This is a genomic window from Pseudomonas fluorescens (genome assembly GCF_005938625.1).
GTDB lineage: Bacteria > Pseudomonadota > Gammaproteobacteria > Pseudomonadales > Pseudomonadaceae > Aquipseudomonas > Aquipseudomonas fluorescens_BD.
In genome coordinates, this window is sequence record NZ_VCNJ01000005.1 from 77,517 (window position 1) to 91,570 (window position 14,054).

The 14,054-nt window shown below is 60.4% G+C and carries 16 protein-coding genes; 10 read left to right on the forward strand and 6 right to left on the reverse strand.

Annotation, left to right across the window (positions count from 1 at the left end):
• Window positions 1-3 precede the first annotated feature (3 nt).
• The 4 genes from FGA82_RS04985 to pilG all read right to left on the reverse strand — a co-directional run bounded on the left by FGA82_RS04985 (window position 4) and on the right by pilG (window position 3,577).
• Entirely contained in the window at window positions 4-2,052 is a 2,049-nt protein-coding gene (locus FGA82_RS04985) for a methyl-accepting chemotaxis protein (RefSeq protein ID WP_141126238.1), read from the reverse strand.
• Between the two features lie 144 nt (window positions 2,053-2,196).
• Window positions 2,197-2,736 carry a chemotaxis protein CheW gene (locus FGA82_RS04990; RefSeq protein WP_141126239.1) on the reverse strand — a complete coding sequence of 180 codons (540 nt, stop codon included), beginning with the start codon at window positions 2,734-2,736 and terminating at the stop codon, window positions 2,197-2,199.
• A gap of 10 nt (window positions 2,737-2,746) precedes the next feature.
• Entirely contained in the window at window positions 2,747-3,112 is a 366-nt protein-coding gene (pilH, locus tag FGA82_RS04995) for a twitching motility response regulator PilH (protein WP_007913674.1), read from the reverse strand.
• Between the two features lie 60 nt (window positions 3,113-3,172).
• Window positions 3,173-3,577: a twitching motility response regulator PilG gene (gene pilG / locus FGA82_RS05000; RefSeq protein WP_007913673.1), complete on the reverse strand. Its 405-nt coding sequence runs from the start codon at window positions 3,575-3,577 to the stop codon at window positions 3,173-3,175.
• Between the two features lie 225 nt (window positions 3,578-3,802).
• Here pilG and gshB point away from each other — a divergent pair, with 225 nt between their 5' ends.
• From gshB to FGA82_RS05035, 7 genes are all read left to right on the forward strand, one after another.
• The gene (gshB, locus tag FGA82_RS05005; protein WP_141126240.1) at window positions 3,803-4,774 is read left to right on the forward strand and encodes a glutathione synthase; all 972 of its coding nucleotides are present in this window, start codon (window positions 3,803-3,805) and stop codon (window positions 4,772-4,774) included.
• A 165-nt stretch (window positions 4,775-4,939) separates the two neighbouring features.
• Window positions 4,940-5,839, forward strand: coding sequence for an energy transducer TonB (locus FGA82_RS05010; protein ID WP_141126241.1), 900 nt, complete (start codon window positions 4,940-4,942; stop codon window positions 5,837-5,839).
• A 187-nt stretch (window positions 5,840-6,026) separates the two neighbouring features.
• Window positions 6,027-6,599, forward strand: coding sequence for a YqgE/AlgH family protein (locus FGA82_RS05015; RefSeq protein WP_141126242.1), 573 nt, complete (start codon window positions 6,027-6,029; stop codon window positions 6,597-6,599).
• Window positions 6,599-7,036, forward strand: a complete 438-nt coding sequence (ruvX, locus tag FGA82_RS05020) for a Holliday junction resolvase RuvX (protein ID WP_141126243.1) — start codon at window positions 6,599-6,601, stop codon at window positions 7,034-7,036. The genes FGA82_RS05015 and ruvX overlap by 1 nt, the downstream gene beginning before the upstream one ends.
• Before the next feature lie 80 nt (window positions 7,037-7,116).
• A complete protein-coding gene (gene pyrR / locus FGA82_RS05025; protein ID WP_141126244.1) occupies window positions 7,117-7,623 on the forward strand; it encodes a bifunctional pyr operon transcriptional regulator/uracil phosphoribosyltransferase PyrR in 507 nt (168 codons plus the stop codon).
• Between the two features lie 27 nt (window positions 7,624-7,650).
• Complete coding sequence (locus tag FGA82_RS05030; protein ID WP_007913665.1) at window positions 7,651-8,655, forward strand: aspartate carbamoyltransferase catalytic subunit; 1,005 nt, start codon at window positions 7,651-7,653, stop codon at window positions 8,653-8,655.
• A complete protein-coding gene (locus tag FGA82_RS05035) occupies window positions 8,652-9,923 on the forward strand; it encodes a dihydroorotase (RefSeq protein ID WP_141126245.1) in 1,272 nt (423 codons plus the stop codon). The genes FGA82_RS05030 and FGA82_RS05035 overlap by 4 nt, the downstream gene beginning before the upstream one ends.
• Window positions 9,924-10,007: 84 nt before the next feature.
• Here the strand turns inward: FGA82_RS05035 and FGA82_RS05040 are convergent, their stop codons facing one another.
• Window positions 10,008-10,439, reverse strand: a complete 432-nt coding sequence (locus FGA82_RS05040; protein WP_141126246.1) for an NINE protein — start codon at window positions 10,437-10,439, stop codon at window positions 10,008-10,010.
• A 248-nt stretch (window positions 10,440-10,687) separates the two neighbouring features.
• On the opposite strand from FGA82_RS05040, the gene FGA82_RS05045 reads away from it, so the two are divergent.
• Window positions 10,688-11,305 carry a C40 family peptidase gene (locus FGA82_RS05045; protein WP_016985978.1) on the forward strand — a complete coding sequence of 206 codons (618 nt, stop codon included), beginning with the start codon at window positions 10,688-10,690 and terminating at the stop codon, window positions 11,303-11,305.
• A 125-nt stretch (window positions 11,306-11,430) separates the two neighbouring features.
• Here FGA82_RS05045 and FGA82_RS05055 read toward each other — a convergent pair whose 3' ends face one another.
• On the reverse strand, window positions 11,431-12,465 hold the full coding sequence (locus tag FGA82_RS05055; protein ID WP_141126248.1) for a type IV pilus twitching motility protein PilT: 1,035 nt from the start codon (window positions 12,463-12,465) through the stop codon (window positions 11,431-11,433).
• A gap of 56 nt (window positions 12,466-12,521) precedes the next feature.
• On the opposite strand from FGA82_RS05055, the gene FGA82_RS05060 reads away from it, so the two are divergent.
• Complete coding sequence (locus FGA82_RS05060; protein WP_141126249.1) at window positions 12,522-13,208, forward strand: YggS family pyridoxal phosphate-dependent enzyme; 687 nt, start codon at window positions 12,522-12,524, stop codon at window positions 13,206-13,208.
• 23 nt (window positions 13,209-13,231) lie between these two features.
• Entirely contained in the window at window positions 13,232-14,050 is an 819-nt protein-coding gene (proC, locus tag FGA82_RS05065; RefSeq protein ID WP_141126250.1) for a pyrroline-5-carboxylate reductase, read from the forward strand.
• Window positions 14,051-14,054 lie beyond the last annotated feature (4 nt).

Consider the following 14,054-nt stretch of genomic DNA (forward strand, 5'->3'; position numbering starts at 1 on the left):
CACTCACGCTTTATCTGTCGCCGCCGGCAAGGTGAATCCGGACACCGAACGCCGCAACTGACTGGCCATTTTCGCCAGGTTACCGATGCTTTCCGCAGTGGCCGTGGAGCCGGACGACGTCTGCGAAGTGATCTGCTGGATCACGTTCATCGTCAGCGAGATCTGCCCGGCCGAAGACGTCTGCTGCTGCGCCGCGTTGGAGATGCTTTGAATCAGCGCCGCGAGGGTCTTCGATACGCCTTCGATTTCTTCCAGGGCCACACCGGCATCCTGCGCCAGTCGCGCGCCGCGCACCACTTCGGTGGTGGTTTGTTCCATCGAAATCACGGCTTCGTTGGTATCGGTCTGAATTGCCCGCACCAGGGTTTCGATCTGCCGAGTGGCGGCGGAGGAGCGTTCGGCGAGGCGCTGCACTTCGTCGGCCACCACAGCAAAACCGCGCCCGGCATCGCCGGCCATCGACGCCTGAATCGCCGCATTGAGGGCGAGGATGTTGGTCTGGTCAGCGATGTCGTCGATCAGGCTGACGATGTCGCCGATTTCCTGCGATGACTCGCCCAGGCGCTTGATGCGTTTGGCGGTGTCCTGAATCTGTTCGCGAATATTGTCCATGCCATGGATGGTGTTGTGCACCACCTCGTTGCCCTTGTTGGCGATTTCCACGGAGCGCTCGGCGACTGCCGAAGACTCGGCGGCGTTGGCCGAGACCTGATCGATGGATTCGGCCATGTCGCTGATCGCCGTCGAGGCTTCGGAAATCTGCTGGGCCTGATGCTCGGAGGCCTGGGCCAGGTGCATCGCGGTGGCCTGGGTTTCCTGCACCGCAGCGGCGACCTGGCCGGCGGTGAGGTTGATGGTCGCAACCAGATCGCGCAGTTGGTCGACGGAGTAGTTGATCGAATCGGCGATGGTGCCAGTGAAATCCTCGGTCACCGAGGCGGTCACGGTGAGGTCGCCGTCGGCGAGGTCTTCGATCTCGTCGAGCAGACGCATGATCGCGTTCTGGTTGCGCTCGTTCTTCTCGGCGGTTTCGCGTAACTGGCGATTGGTTTCCCGGACCATCACCAGACCGATGAGGATGATCGACGCCAGCGCCAGCAAACCAAGGACATAGCCGCCGATGGTGTCGGTGTTGCGCCCACCGGCAAGGTTCTCAAAACCGGTGGCCAGGTGCGAGGCTTCATCGAGCAGGGTTTGCGAGAGGCTGAAGATGTTGCTCGCCGATTCACGAACCTTGAACAGCTCGGGCGAGGTTTCAAGGATTTCATCCACCGAGCCGGAGACAAACTGGAACAGCTCGGAGATTTCGCTCAAACGCGCGCGGGCGTCGCGGTCTTCGACCTGGCTGATTTTCAGCGTCGGGTTGCCTTGCAGCATGCCGTTGAGCACTTGGCCAAAACGCGTGGCGTCGCGGCCAAAGGCGTCGGCGGCTTGCTGCGAGTTTTCGTCGCCGGCAAGCACGGTGTTGACCGCGCCGAGGATGCGCTCAGCCAGCAGCGATTGGCGCTGGGCCATGGCGACCTGCGCCGCCGGGGCGCCACGTTGCAGGAGGATTTCGACGACTTTTTCGTATTCGATCTGCAACTGTGGCACGGTTTCGGCCAGGGTCGCGGCGACCTGATGCAGCGACAGCACAGTCTGTTCGCTGGAGAGAATCGCGTCGGTGTTTTTCAGCAGGCGTTCCCAGTCGAGCTGCACGGCGCGCATTTCCGGGCGCACGGTGGCGGGCGCTGGCGGCAGGCCGGTAACCGGGTCGCCCTTCTTCAGGTAACCCCAGCGCTGGGCAAAATCGTTGCGTGCATCGCTGAGTAATTTGAACGCGGCAGCCTTACCGGCGGCGGCTTCGGTGGCGTTCTTGGCAATGCGTTGCGAGAGCACACGCAGCTCACCGGCGTGGCCGATGTACTGTTTGTCGTAGTTCGCCTGGGTGTTGAGGTAAGCGAAATTGGCGAACAGCAGCATGATGAACACGATCAGTGCGATGAACAGCACGATGATCTGCGAGCGACTGCGCGATCCTTCCGCCGGCTTGCCTGTTTTTGCTTTTGTCATCGGTCCTCGCCTGTTTGAAGCTCACCGGTAGAACCTGTAGGAGTGAGCCTGCTCGCGATTGAACGATAACGCGGTGTACTTGATACACCGCGGTGCCTGAATCGCGAGCAGGCTCACTCCTACAAGGGATCTTTGTTGTAACGGCTATATCGCGACGCTCATGAACACCGGAGATTTGGCCAGGGCAAACAGGCTGAACACTCGCCAGTTCTGCTCGCGCCGAAAATAGCCTTTGACGAACTCGGCCTTGGAACCCTGGCGCTTGCTGATCGAGATCGGTTCGAAGCTGTCCTGCTCGAAATGCTGCAGACCAATAACCTCATCGACCATCAGCCCGGCAAACACTTCCCCATGTTCCACCACCAACACCCGCCGCTGTTTACGCAACGGCGACAGCTCATGGCCGAAGAAACCGCACAGATCCATGATCGGCAGCAGGCGCCCGCGCAGGTTAGCCACGCCTTTGACCCACGGCTTGACCCCGGGCAATTGCGTGAAGCGCGGTTCGTGCAGCACTTCGCTGACTTCGCCCATCGGCGCCACATACCAATGCTCCCCGAGGCGAAAGCCGATGCCGCTCCAGCGATCCTGACGCGCCGGTTGCGACGGCAGATCCGCCGCCAGCAAGCGGCAGCGCTGGTCGATTTGCCAGAGCAGTTCGAACGCGGTCAGCGATTCGCTCATGGTTGCGCGATCAGCCTTTGAGCACGTTGTTCAGGGTCTTGATCAGGGTGTCTTCGTCGACCGGTTTGGTCAGGTAGTCCTTGGCGCCCTGACGAGTGCCCCAGACCTTGTCGGTTTCCTGATCCTTGGTGGTGATGATGATCACCGGGATGTGGCTGGTGTCGGCATCCTTGGTCAGCTGGCGGGTGGCCTGAAAACCGTTGAGGCCGGGCATGACGATGTCCATCAATACCGCGTCGGGTTTTTCCTGACGGGCCAGGGCCACGCCGTCGGCGCCGTTTTCGGCCTTGAGCACTTCATGGCCGTGCTTTTCGAGCATGCCGGTGAGTTTGTACATTTCAGTCGGCGAATCATCGACGATCAGGATACGTGCCATGGTTTTCCCCATTTTTCTTGTCGACGCCCGGCCCGCTGGCCGAGCGTCACTGTACGTGTCTTACTGCGGCAAAACGGCGGCGAAGCCCGGAACATGGGCCTGGATCGCGTTGAGCAGTTCTTCCTTGCTGAAAGGCTTGGTCAAAAATTGATCAGATCCGACAATCCGCCCCTTGGCCTTGTCGAACAGCCCGTCACGCGATGACAGCATGATCACCGGCGTCGCTTTGAACGCACTGTTGTTCTTGATTAAAGCGCAGGTCTGATAACCATCCAGACGCGGCATCATGATGTCGACAAAAATGATCCCGGGATGGTTGTCGGCGATCTTCGCCAAGGCGTCGAAACCGTCGATCGCCGTGATCACTTCGCAACCGACATTCTTCAACAATGTTTCGGCGGTGCGACGAATCGTTTTCGAGTCGTCGATCACCATGACCTTCAAGGCGCTGGACTGCTGTTCCATAAGAGGGCTCTACCGTCGCCTTTGCGAATCAATTTGTCCGTTTTGCGGTTATGAATGGCTCGAAACCCTTGATGCTCAAGGGCCAGCACGCTACGCCAGCCTTTTTAGCACAGTCTCCAGATGCAATCTATCGACGGGTTTTTCCTTGACCGAAAACCCGCCCGGCGCCACTCTGGCGGCACTTTTTCAATACCGATCCGGTAGCCAATTTTCGAGGAAAACCCAATGAGCGTTCGCGTCGGGATTGTCATGGACCCTATCGCCAGCATCTCCTATAAAAAGGATAGCTCGCTGGCCATGCTGCTGGCCGCGCAGAAGCGTGGCTGGGAACTGTTCTATATGGAACAGCGCGACCTGTATCAGGGCGAAGGTCAGGCCCGCGCGCGCATGAAGCCGCTGAAAGTCTTCGCCAACCCGGAAAAATGGTTCGAACTCGACGCCGAGCAGGACAACCTGCTGAGCGATCTGGACGTGATCCTGATGCGCAAGGATCCGCCGTTCGACATGGAGTTCGTCTACTCCACCTACCTGCTCGAACAGGCCGAAACCGCTGGCGTGCTGGTGGTGAACAAGCCGCAGAGCCTGCGCGACTGCAACGAAAAACTGTTCGCCACGCTGTTCCCGCAGTGCACACCGCCAACCGTGGTCAGCCGCCGCGCCGACGTGCTGCGTGAGTTCGCCGCCAAGCATGGCGACGTGATCCTCAAGCCGCTGGACGGCATGGGCGGCACGTCGATCTTCCGTCACCGCGCGGGCGATCCGAACCTGTCGGTGATTCTGGAAACCCTGACCGCCCTCGGTGGCCAGCAGATCATGGGCCAGGCTTACCTGCCGGCAATCAAGGACGGCGACAAACGCATCCTGATGATCGACGGCGAGCCGGTGGATTACTGCCTGGCGCGGATTCCGGCGCAGGGCGAAACCCGTGGCAACCTCGCCGCCGGCGGCCGTGGTGAAGCGCGTCCGCTCACTGAAAAGGATCGCTGGATCGCCGCTCAGGTCGGCCCGACCTTGCGTGAGAAAGGTCTGCTGTTCGTCGGTCTCGATGTGATCGGCGAAAGCCTCACCGAAATCAACGTCACCAGCCCGACCTGCATCCGTGAAATCGACAATGCTTTCGGCACCGATATCGGCGGCATGTTGATGGATGCGATCGAGAAGAAGCTGCAAGCCTCGAGCCGTAAGCAGCAAGCCTGACGGCCAGCTACAAGCCGAAAGCCATGAGCTACAAGCTTTACTTGCAGCTTGCCGCTGAAAACTTGCAGCTGCCCTTATGTCGCTTGCCGCTTGAAGCTTGCAGCTAAAAACCAACATTGCGTTATCATGCCGAGCCCGTAAAAACGCGATGTTGGTTTTTCTGTCATGACCCTCCCGTCCGATCTGCCCGCAGAACTCGCCCACCGTGGCGTGCGCCCGGCCGATCGCCTCGGATTTACCCTGTTTCTCGCAGCGCTGATCCATTTGGCGCTGCTGCTCGGCGTCGGCTTCACGATGGTCGAGCCGAAGCAGATCAGCAAAACCCTGGAAATCACCCTCGCCACCTTCAAGAGCGAAAAGAAGCCGCAGAAGGCTGACTTTCTCGCACAGGAAAATCAGGAAGGCAGCGGCACGCTGGACAAGAAGGCGATCCCGAAGACCACTGAGGTCGCGCCGTTCCAGGACAATCAGGTCAAGAAAGTCACCCCGCCACCGGCCGCCAAGCCGGAAGTGCAGGAAGCCGCCCCGAAGGCTGCGGTGACCACGGTTGCACCGAAGCCGAAAAAAGCGCCGACCAAGAAAGAAGAAACCAAAACCGAAGTCAAACCGACAGTCGACGCGCCAGAATTCGACAGCTCGCAGCTGTCCAGCGACATCGCCAGCCTCGAAGCCGAACTGGCCAAGGAACAACAGCTGTACGCCAAGCGCCCACGGATTCACCGTTTGAGCGCGGCGTCGACCATGCGCGACAAGGGTGCCTGGTACAAGGACGACTGGCGCAAGAAGGTCGAGCGCATCGGCAACCTCAATTACCCCGAAGAAGCACGGCGCAAGCAGATCTACGGCAATTTGCGCCTGATGGTCTCGATCAACCGCGACGGTTCGTTGTATGAAGTGCTGGTGCTGGAGTCTTCCGGGCAGCCGTTGCTGGATCAGGCGGCGCAGCGCATTGTCCGGTTGGCGGCACCGTTTGCCCCGTTTACCGGGGACTTGTCGGATATCGACCGCCTGGAAATCATTCGTACCTGGAAATTCGCCCGGGGCGACAAGCTCTCGAGCAACTGACACACCACAGAAACCTTGTGGGAGCGAGCTTGCTCGCGAAGAGGCCGGCACATGCACCATTGATATTGCCTGACCTGGCGCCTTCGCGAGCAAGTCGAATCGTCGCACCGTCGCTCCCACATTTGATCTGCGTTGTTCTCTGATCCTCAGCTTGTCAGTTTGCCCCTTCGACGCCACACTAGCGCACATGAAAAACGTCAGCCCCAGCTACCTCAAGCATCAATTCCTGCTCGCCATGCCTCACATGGCCGACCCGAACTTTGCCCACACCTTGACCTACATCGTCGAGCACACGGCCAATGGCGCTATGGGGATTGTGGTCAACCGGCCGCAAGAGCTGAATCTGGCCGACATCCTTGAGCAATTGCGCCCGGACATCGACCCGCCAGCACTCTGCCAGCACGTACCGATTTTCATCGGCGGACCAGTGCAGACAGATCGCGGCTTCGTCCTGCACCCGGCGGGCAAGACCTTCCAGGCCACCGCGCAACTGGACGGCGATCTGGCGCTGTCGACCTCGCAGGACGTGCTGTTCGCCATCGCGGACGGCGTCGGCCCGGCGAAAAGCCTGATTGCCCTCGGTTACGCCGGTTGGGAAGCCGGGCAACTGGAAGCAGAACTCGCCGACAACGCCTGGCTGAACTGCCCGTACGACGCCGACATCCTGTTCAACACCAGCAGCGAACTGCGTCTGGAAGCGGCGGCCAGGCATTTGGGGATCAACCTCAGCCTGCTGACCAGCCAGGCAGGTCACGCCTGATGGCCCTGCGCCTGATTCTCGGCTTCGACTACGGCACCAAACAGATCGGCGTCGCAGTCGGCCAGGTGATTACCGGCCAGGCCCGCGAGCTGTGCACCTTGAAGGCACAGAACGGCGTGCCGGACTGGAACCAGGTCGAAGCCCTTATAAAAGAATGGAAACCCGACGCCGTCGTCGTCGGCCTGCCGCTGAACATGGACGGCACACCGAGCGACATGTGCGTACGCGCGGAAAAATTCGCCCGCCGCCTCAATGGCCGCTTCAACCTGCCCTTCTATACCCACGACGAACGCCTGACCACATTCGAAGCCAAAGGCGAGCGCCTGGCCCGTGGCGGCCAGAAAGGCAGTTACCGCGACAACCCGGTGGACGCCATCGCCGCCGCTCTGCTGTTGCAGGGCTGGCTCGATGAAAACTCTGCATTGTTTGAATCCTGACAAGCGCTTCGGCGCTTTTCTTTTGAGTGAAAAACCGAGCCGCGTCCAAGGACCCGGCTCGCCCCCAACAAGGAGCAACCATGAGCCTGCCAAATCCCGCCGATCTGATCAGCCAGATGGCGACCCGCCTCAAGGCGCACCTTGTCCAGCGTGACATCACTGAACCGCGTTACATCGGCATTCGCACCGGCGGCATCTGGGTCGCGCAGGCCTTGCTCAAGGAATTGGGCAGCGACGCGCCACTGGGCACGCTGGATGTTTCCTTCTACCGCGACGACTTCAGCCAGAACGGCCTGCACCCGCAAGTGCGCCCGTCCGCCCTGCCCTTCGAAATCGAAGGCCAGCATCTGGTGCTGATCGACGACGTACTGATGAGCGGCCGCACCATCCGCGCCGCCATGAACGAATTGTTCGACTACGGCCGCCCTGCCAGCGTGACCCTGGTCTGCCTGCTGGACCTCGACGCCGGCGAGCTGCCGATCCGCCCCAACGTGGTTGGCGCGACCTTGTCGCTGGCCGCCCACGAGCGGGTGAAGCTGTCCGGCCCTGAGCCGCTGACGCTCGAACTGCAAGACTTCAACCTTTAATCCGCCCTATTGAGAGTCCCCTTCGCGATGACGCCTCTAGATACCAAGCGCCCGCTGCAGCTCAATGATCAGGGCCAGCTGCGCCACTTCCTCTCGCTCGACGGCCTGCGTCGTGAGTTGCTGACGGAAATCCTCGACACTGCCGACTCGTTCCTCGAAGTCGGTGCCCGGGCGGTGAAGAAAGTCCCGTTGCTGCGCGGCAAGACCGTGTGCAACGTGTTCTTCGAAAACTCCACGCGCACCCGCACCACCTTCGAACTGGCGGCCCAGCGGCTGTCGGCGGACGTGATCACCCTGAACGTGTCGACCTCGTCGGCCAGCAAGGGCGAAACCCTGCTCGACACCCTGCGCAACCTCGAAGCCATGGCCGCCGACATGTTCGTCGTGCGCCACGGTGATTCCGGTGCCGCACACTTCATAGCCGAGCACGTGTGCCCGCAAGTGGCGATCATCAACGGCGGCGACGGCCGTCACGCCCACCCGACGCAGGGCATGCTCGACATGCTCACCATCCGTCGGCACAAGGGCGGCTTTGAAAACCTCTCGGTGGCCATCGTCGGCGACATCCTGCACTCGCGGGTCGCGCGCTCGAACATGCTCGCGCTGAAAACCCTCGGTTGCCCGGACATCCGCGTGATTGCGCCGAAAACGCTGCTGCCGATCGGCATCGAGCAATACGGCGTCAAGGTCTACACCGACATGACCGAAGGTCTGAAGGACGTCGACGTGGTGATCATGTTGCGCTTGCAGCGTGAACGCATGACCGGCGGCCTGCTGCCGAGCGAAGGCGAGTTCTACCGCCTGTTCGGCCTGACCACCGCGCGTCTGGCCGGGGCTAAACCCGATTGCATCGTCATGCACCCGGGGCCGATCAACCGTGGCGTGGAGATCGAGTCCGCAGTGGCCGACGGCCCGCACTCGGTGATCCTCAATCAGGTCACCTACGGCATCGCAATTCGTATGGCCGTGCTGTCCATGGCCATGAGCGGGCAAACCGCGCAGCGTCAATTCGAGCAGGAGAACGCCCAGTGAAGCTCAGCATTCTCGGCGCACGCGTCATCGATCCAAGCAGTGGCCTGGATCAAGTTACCGACATTCATGTTGAAGCCTGCAAGATCGTCGCCCTCGGCGCCGCCCCAGCGGGTTTCACGGCAGTAGAAACCATTGATGCCCAAGGCCTTGTCGCCGCTCCGGGCCTGGTTGATCTGAACGTGGCCCTGCGCGAGCCGGGTTACAGCCGCAAAGGCTCGATCATCAGCGAAACCCGCGCAGCGGCCGCCGGTGGTGTGACCAGCCTGTGCTGCCCGCCGAAAACCAAACCGGTGCTCGACACCTCCGCCGTCGCCGAACTGATCCTCGACCGCGCCCGCGAAGCCGGCAACACCAAGGTGTTTCCGATTGGCGCGCTGAGCAAAGGCCTGGATGGCGAGCAACTGGCTGAGCTGGTTGCATTGCGCGACGCTGGTTGCGTGGCGTTCGGCAATGGTCTGGAGAGCTTCCGCAATACCCGCACGCTGTGCCGGGCACTGGAATACGCAGCAACTTTCGACCTGACGGTGATTTTCAACTCGCAGGATCATGATCTGGCTGAAGGTGGTTTGGCCCATGAAGGCGCGGTTGCCAGTTTCCTCGGCCTGCCGGGGATTCCGGAAACCGCTGAAACCGTAGCATTGGCCCGTGATCTGTTGCTGGTCGAGCAGACTGGCGTTCGTGCGCATTTCAGTCAGTTGACCAGCGCTCGCGGTGTTGCCCTGATTGCTCAGGCTCAGGCCCGTGGTTTGAAGGTGACGGCGGACGTGGCGTTGTATCAGCTGATTTTGACTGACGAAGCGCTGATCGACTTCAGCAGCCTGTATCACGTGCAGCCGCCGCTGCGTACGCGTGCTGACCGTGATGGCTTGCGTGAAGCGGTGAAGTCCGGCGTGGTTTCGGCGATTTCCAGCCATCACCAGCCGCACGAACGCGATGCCAAACTGGCGCCGTTCGGCGCGACAGAGCCGGGCATCAGCAGCGTTGAGCTGTTGCTGCCATTGGCGATGACGCTGGTGGAGGATGGTTTGCTCGATCTGCCGACCTTGCTGGCGCGTTTGAGCGCAGGCCCGGCGGAAGCGCTACGTCTGCCGGCTGGCAAACTGGCCGTGGGTGGGGCGGCGGATATCGTGCTGTTCGATCCACAGGCGTCGACGGTGGCCGGTGAAAACTGGTTGTCGAAGGGTGAGAACTGCCCGTTCATTGGGCACACTTTGCCGGGTGTGGTTCGCTACACCCTGGTGGACGGGCGGATCAGTCACCAGGTTTGATACCGGGTTGCCCCCATTCGCGAGCAAGCTCGCTCCCACAAGGATCACCGCGAACCCTGTGGGAGCGAGCTTGCTCGCGAAGCTTTACTGGAAGGCGCCTCTACCTTCAGCGTTACGCACCGACACCTGATCATTCAGCGTCCAGAAGTCATACAACACCCCCAGAAAGAACAACCCGCCTGTCAGCAGATAGATCAGCCCGCTGATCCACTTTCCCTGATACATCCGGTGCACGCCCAGCGCACCAAGGAACGTCAGCAGAATCCACGCCACGTTGTACTCGATCGGCCCGGCGGTAAAACGCAGATCCGCCTCGCGATCCATCGCCGGGATCAGAAACAGGTCGATCAACCAGCCAATGCCCAGCAAACCGAAGGTGAAGAACCAGATCGTCCCGGTCACCGGTTTACCGTAATAGAAGCGGTGGGCGCCGGTAAAACCGAAAATCCACAGCAGATAACCGATGATTTTGCTGTGCGTATCTTGCGGCTGACCAATTTGTTGATAGGGGTTCATGAAGACCTCGATTCACGCGATAGATAAATATTCTTGAATTCTTTGTGACTTTTTTACAGGTAGCCGACGTACGGCAAATGTTACCGTTGCTACCGTCAAAGCCTTATAGCACCTGACTTCTGTCCGACAATTGCGTCCATTTGCCGCTTATTTGGTTCCGTTGGCCGCCAACTGAATCGACCAACGGACTCGGAATGAAAAAAAACTCTGTTATAAAGTTGCGCGCTATCACTGAAGAGCCACGCCTAATGCGACCATTTTTCAAGACATGGCTAACCATCTGCCTATTAATGCCACTGGCCGCCCACGCCACCAATCGTGAGCAACGTCTTCCCAACGTTAACGGCTTCACCCCTAAATCCCATGCTTCGGCTCCTTCGAGCAAAAGCAGCAAAAGCAAAACCACCACGCTGAGCAGCAAGAGCCACAGCAAGCTGGTGCCACCGATGGCCAGCAAGGAAAGCAGCAATGTGCTGAGCCGTGCGGTAAACGTTCTCGGTACACCTTATCGTTGGGGCGGCAGCAGCCCAAGTAAAGGCTTCGATTGCAGCGGTCTGGTGAAATACGCGTTCAACGACGCTACGTTCGACCTGCCACGCACCTCGAACGCCATGGCCAGCGGCCACGGCGAGAAAGTCGAGCGCAAGGATCTGAAGCCAGGCGACCTGATTTTCTTCAACATCAAGAGCCGTCGGGTCAACCACGTTGCCATCTACCTGGGTAACGACCGCTTCATCCACGCGCCTCGTCGTGGCAAAGCAGTGAGCATCGATACGCTGAACAAGCCGTACTGGCAGCAGCATTACGTGGTTGCCAAGCGTGTGTTGCCGAAAGAGCAGAGCCAGATGCGCGTGGTTCAGCGCTAACACCATACCGATCGTTCCCACGCTCCGCGTGGGAATGCCTCAATGGACGCTCCGCGTCCGCTTCGGCAGGGACGCAGAGCGTCCCGGGCTTCATTCCCACGCAGAGCGTGGGAACGATCACTCCCTCAGAAATTATCCGGCGTCCGCGCCTTCTCCCGCGCGTGCTCGCGGCTGATCAAACCCTTGGTCACCAGATCCTTCAGGCACATGTCCAGTGTCTGCATCCCCAACGACCCACCCGTCTGAATCGCCGAATACATCTGTGCGACCTTGTCCTCGCGGATCAGGTTACGGATCGCCGACGTCCCCAGCATGATCTCGTGCGCCGCCACCCGCCCGCCGCCGGTCTTCTTGATCAGAGTCTGCGAAACCACCGCCAGCAACGACTCCGACAGCATCGAACGGACCATCGACTTCTCGTCCCCGGGGAACACGTCGACCACGCGGTCGATGGTTTTCGCCGCTGAAGTGGTGTGCAGCGTGCCGAACACCAGATGTCCGGTCTCAGCGGCAGTCAGCGCCAGACGAATGGTTTCCAGATCGCGCATTTCGCCAACCAGAATCACATCCGGGTCTTCGCGCAACGCTGAACGCAACGCGGTGGCGAAACTGCGAGTATCACGGTGAACTTCGCGCTGATTGATCAGGCATTTGCGCGATTCGTGGACAAATTCGATCGGATCTTCAATGGTCAGGATATGGTGATGACGGTGGGTATTGAGGTAATCGATCATCGCCGCCAACGTGGTCGATTTGCCGGAACCGGTCGGCCCGGTGACCAGCACCAGCCCACGCGGCGCATCGGTGATCTTGCGGAAGACGTCGCCCATGGCCAGGTCTTCCATGCTCAACACTTTCGACGGAATGGTACGAAACACCGCCCCGGCGCCACGGTTCTGGTTGAAGGCGTTAACCCGGAAACGCGCGACACCCGGCACTTCAAAGGAAAAGTCGGTTTCCAGATGTTTCTCGAAGTCGACGCGCTGGGTGTCGTTCATGATGTCGTAGATCAATTCGTGCACTTGCTTGTGATCCAGCGCCGGCAGATTGATCCGCCGCACATCGCCATCAACACGGATCATCGGCGGCAGACCGGCCGACAGGTGCAGGTCGGAAGCGCCCTGTTTGGCGCTGAAGGCCAGCAATTCAGTGATATCCATAGCGCTCCTCAATTCCAGTAGAATGCCGCGAACCTTCAGACCGCCGGCGCCTCTTGATGTCCACGATAGCAGACAACATTCTCCACGTTGGTTCGCGCATCCAGACCGCGACCCAAGCCGCACACCGTCCTGAAAACAGCGTCCAGTTGCTCGCCGTGAGCAAAACCAAACCCGCCGAGGCGCTGCGTGAAGCGTATGCCGCCGGCCTGCGCGACTTTGGCGAGAACTATCTGCAGGAAGCCTTGAGCAAACAGCTCGAACTGGCGGATCTGCCCTTGATCTGGCACTTCATCGGCCCCATTCAATCGAACAAGACTCGCGCGATTGCCGAGCATTTCGACTGGGTGCATTCCGTGGATCGCCTGAAAATCGCTCAACGTCTGTCCGAACAGCGCCCGGCTGAACTGCCGCCGCTGAACATCTGCATTCAGGTCAACGTCAGCGGTGAGGCGAGTAAATCCGGCTGCACGCCTGACGATCTGCCGGCATTGGCCGCTGCCATCAGCGCATTGCCGCGTCTGAAACTGCGTGGCTTGATGGCGATTCCGGAGCCAACCGACGACCGCGCCGAGCAAGACGCGGCCTTCGCCGCCGTGCAGAAATTGCAGGCCAGCCTCGAACTACCGCTCGACACACTTTCAATGGGCATGAGCCACGACCTTGAGTCGGCCATCGCCCAAGGCGCCACCTGGGTGCGTATCGGTACGGCCCTGTTTGGCGCGCGCGACTATTCCCAATCTTGAACGTTTCCAGATAAGGACCACACATGAGCAACACACGTATTGCGTTTATCGGTGCGGGCAACATGGCGGCCAGTCTGATTGGCGGCCTGCGCGCCAAAGGGCTGGAAGCGGCGCAGATCCGCGCCAGTGATCCGGGCGAAGAAACCCGCGCCAAGGTCAGCGCCGAGCACGGCATCGAAACCTTTGCCGATAACGCCCAGGCCATCGACGGCGTCGATGTGATCGTGCTGGCGGTCAAGCCGCAAGCCATGAAAGCGGTGTGCGAAGCCCTGCGCCCGAGCCTGAAACCAAATCAACTGGTGGTGTCGATTGCCGCCGGCATCACTTGCGCGAGCATGACCGCGTGGTTGGGTGAGCAGCCAATCGTGCGCTGCATGCCGAACACCCCGGCGCTGCTGCGTCAGGGCGTCAGTGGTTTGTACGCGACCAGCGAAGTGACCGCCGAGCAGCGTCAGCAAGCCGAAGAGCTGCTGTCCGCCGTCGGCATTGCCCTGTGGCTCAACGAAGAGCAGCAACTGGACGCGGTCACTGCCGTTTCCGGTTCCGGCCCGGCGTACTTCTTCCTGCTGATCGAAGCCATGACCGCCGCCGGCGTCAAACTCGGTCTGCCGAAGGAAATCGCCGAACAACTGACCTTGCAAACGGCGTTGGGCGCGGCACACATGGCCGTATCCAGTGATGTCGATGCTGCCGAACTGCGTCGCCGCGTGACCTCGCCAAATGGCACCACCGAAGCCGCGATCAAATCATTCCAGGCCAATGGCTTTGAAGCCCTGGTCGAAACCGCACTCGGCGCCGCCGCGCACCGCTCGGCCGAAATGGCCGAACAACTGGGCAAATAAGGAG

Coding starts and splice junctions, on each gene's coding strand:
- FGA82_RS05015 (WP_141126242.1), top strand. CDS start 6,027: ATGAAAAACGTCAGCCCCAGCTACCTCAAGCATCAATTCCTGCTCGCC.
- FGA82_RS05030 (WP_007913665.1), top strand. CDS start 7,651: ATGACGCCTCTAGATACCAAGCGCCCGCTGCAGCTCAATGATCAGGGC.
- gshB (WP_141126240.1), top strand. CDS start 3,803: ATGAGCGTTCGCGTCGGGATTGTCATGGACCCTATCGCCAGCATCTCC.
- pilG (WP_007913673.1), bottom strand. CDS start 3,577: ATGGAACAGCAGTCCAGCGCCTTGAAGGTCATGGTGATCGACGACTCG.
- FGA82_RS05055 (WP_141126248.1), bottom strand. CDS start 12,465: ATGGATATCACTGAATTGCTGGCCTTCAGCGCCAAACAGGGCGCTTCC.
- pilH (WP_007913674.1), bottom strand. CDS start 3,112: ATGGCACGTATCCTGATCGTCGATGATTCGCCGACTGAAATGTACAAA.
- FGA82_RS05045 (WP_016985978.1), top strand. CDS start 10,688: ATGCGACCATTTTTCAAGACATGGCTAACCATCTGCCTATTAATGCCA.
- FGA82_RS04985 (WP_141126238.1), bottom strand. CDS start 2,052: ATGACAAAAGCAAAAACAGGCAAGCCGGCGGAAGGATCGCGCAGTCGC.
- pyrR (WP_141126244.1), top strand. CDS start 7,117: ATGAGCCTGCCAAATCCCGCCGATCTGATCAGCCAGATGGCGACCCGC.
- ruvX (WP_141126243.1), top strand. CDS start 6,599: ATGGCCCTGCGCCTGATTCTCGGCTTCGACTACGGCACCAAACAGATC.
- FGA82_RS05040 (WP_141126246.1), bottom strand. CDS start 10,439: ATGAACCCCTATCAACAAATTGGTCAGCCGCAAGATACGCACAGCAAA.
- FGA82_RS05060 (WP_141126249.1), top strand. CDS start 12,522: ATGTCCACGATAGCAGACAACATTCTCCACGTTGGTTCGCGCATCCAG.
- FGA82_RS04990 (WP_141126239.1), bottom strand. CDS start 2,736: ATGAGCGAATCGCTGACCGCGTTCGAACTGCTCTGGCAAATCGACCAG.
- FGA82_RS05010 (WP_141126241.1), top strand. CDS start 4,940: ATGACCCTCCCGTCCGATCTGCCCGCAGAACTCGCCCACCGTGGCGTG.
- proC (WP_141126250.1), top strand. CDS start 13,232: ATGAGCAACACACGTATTGCGTTTATCGGTGCGGGCAACATGGCGGCC.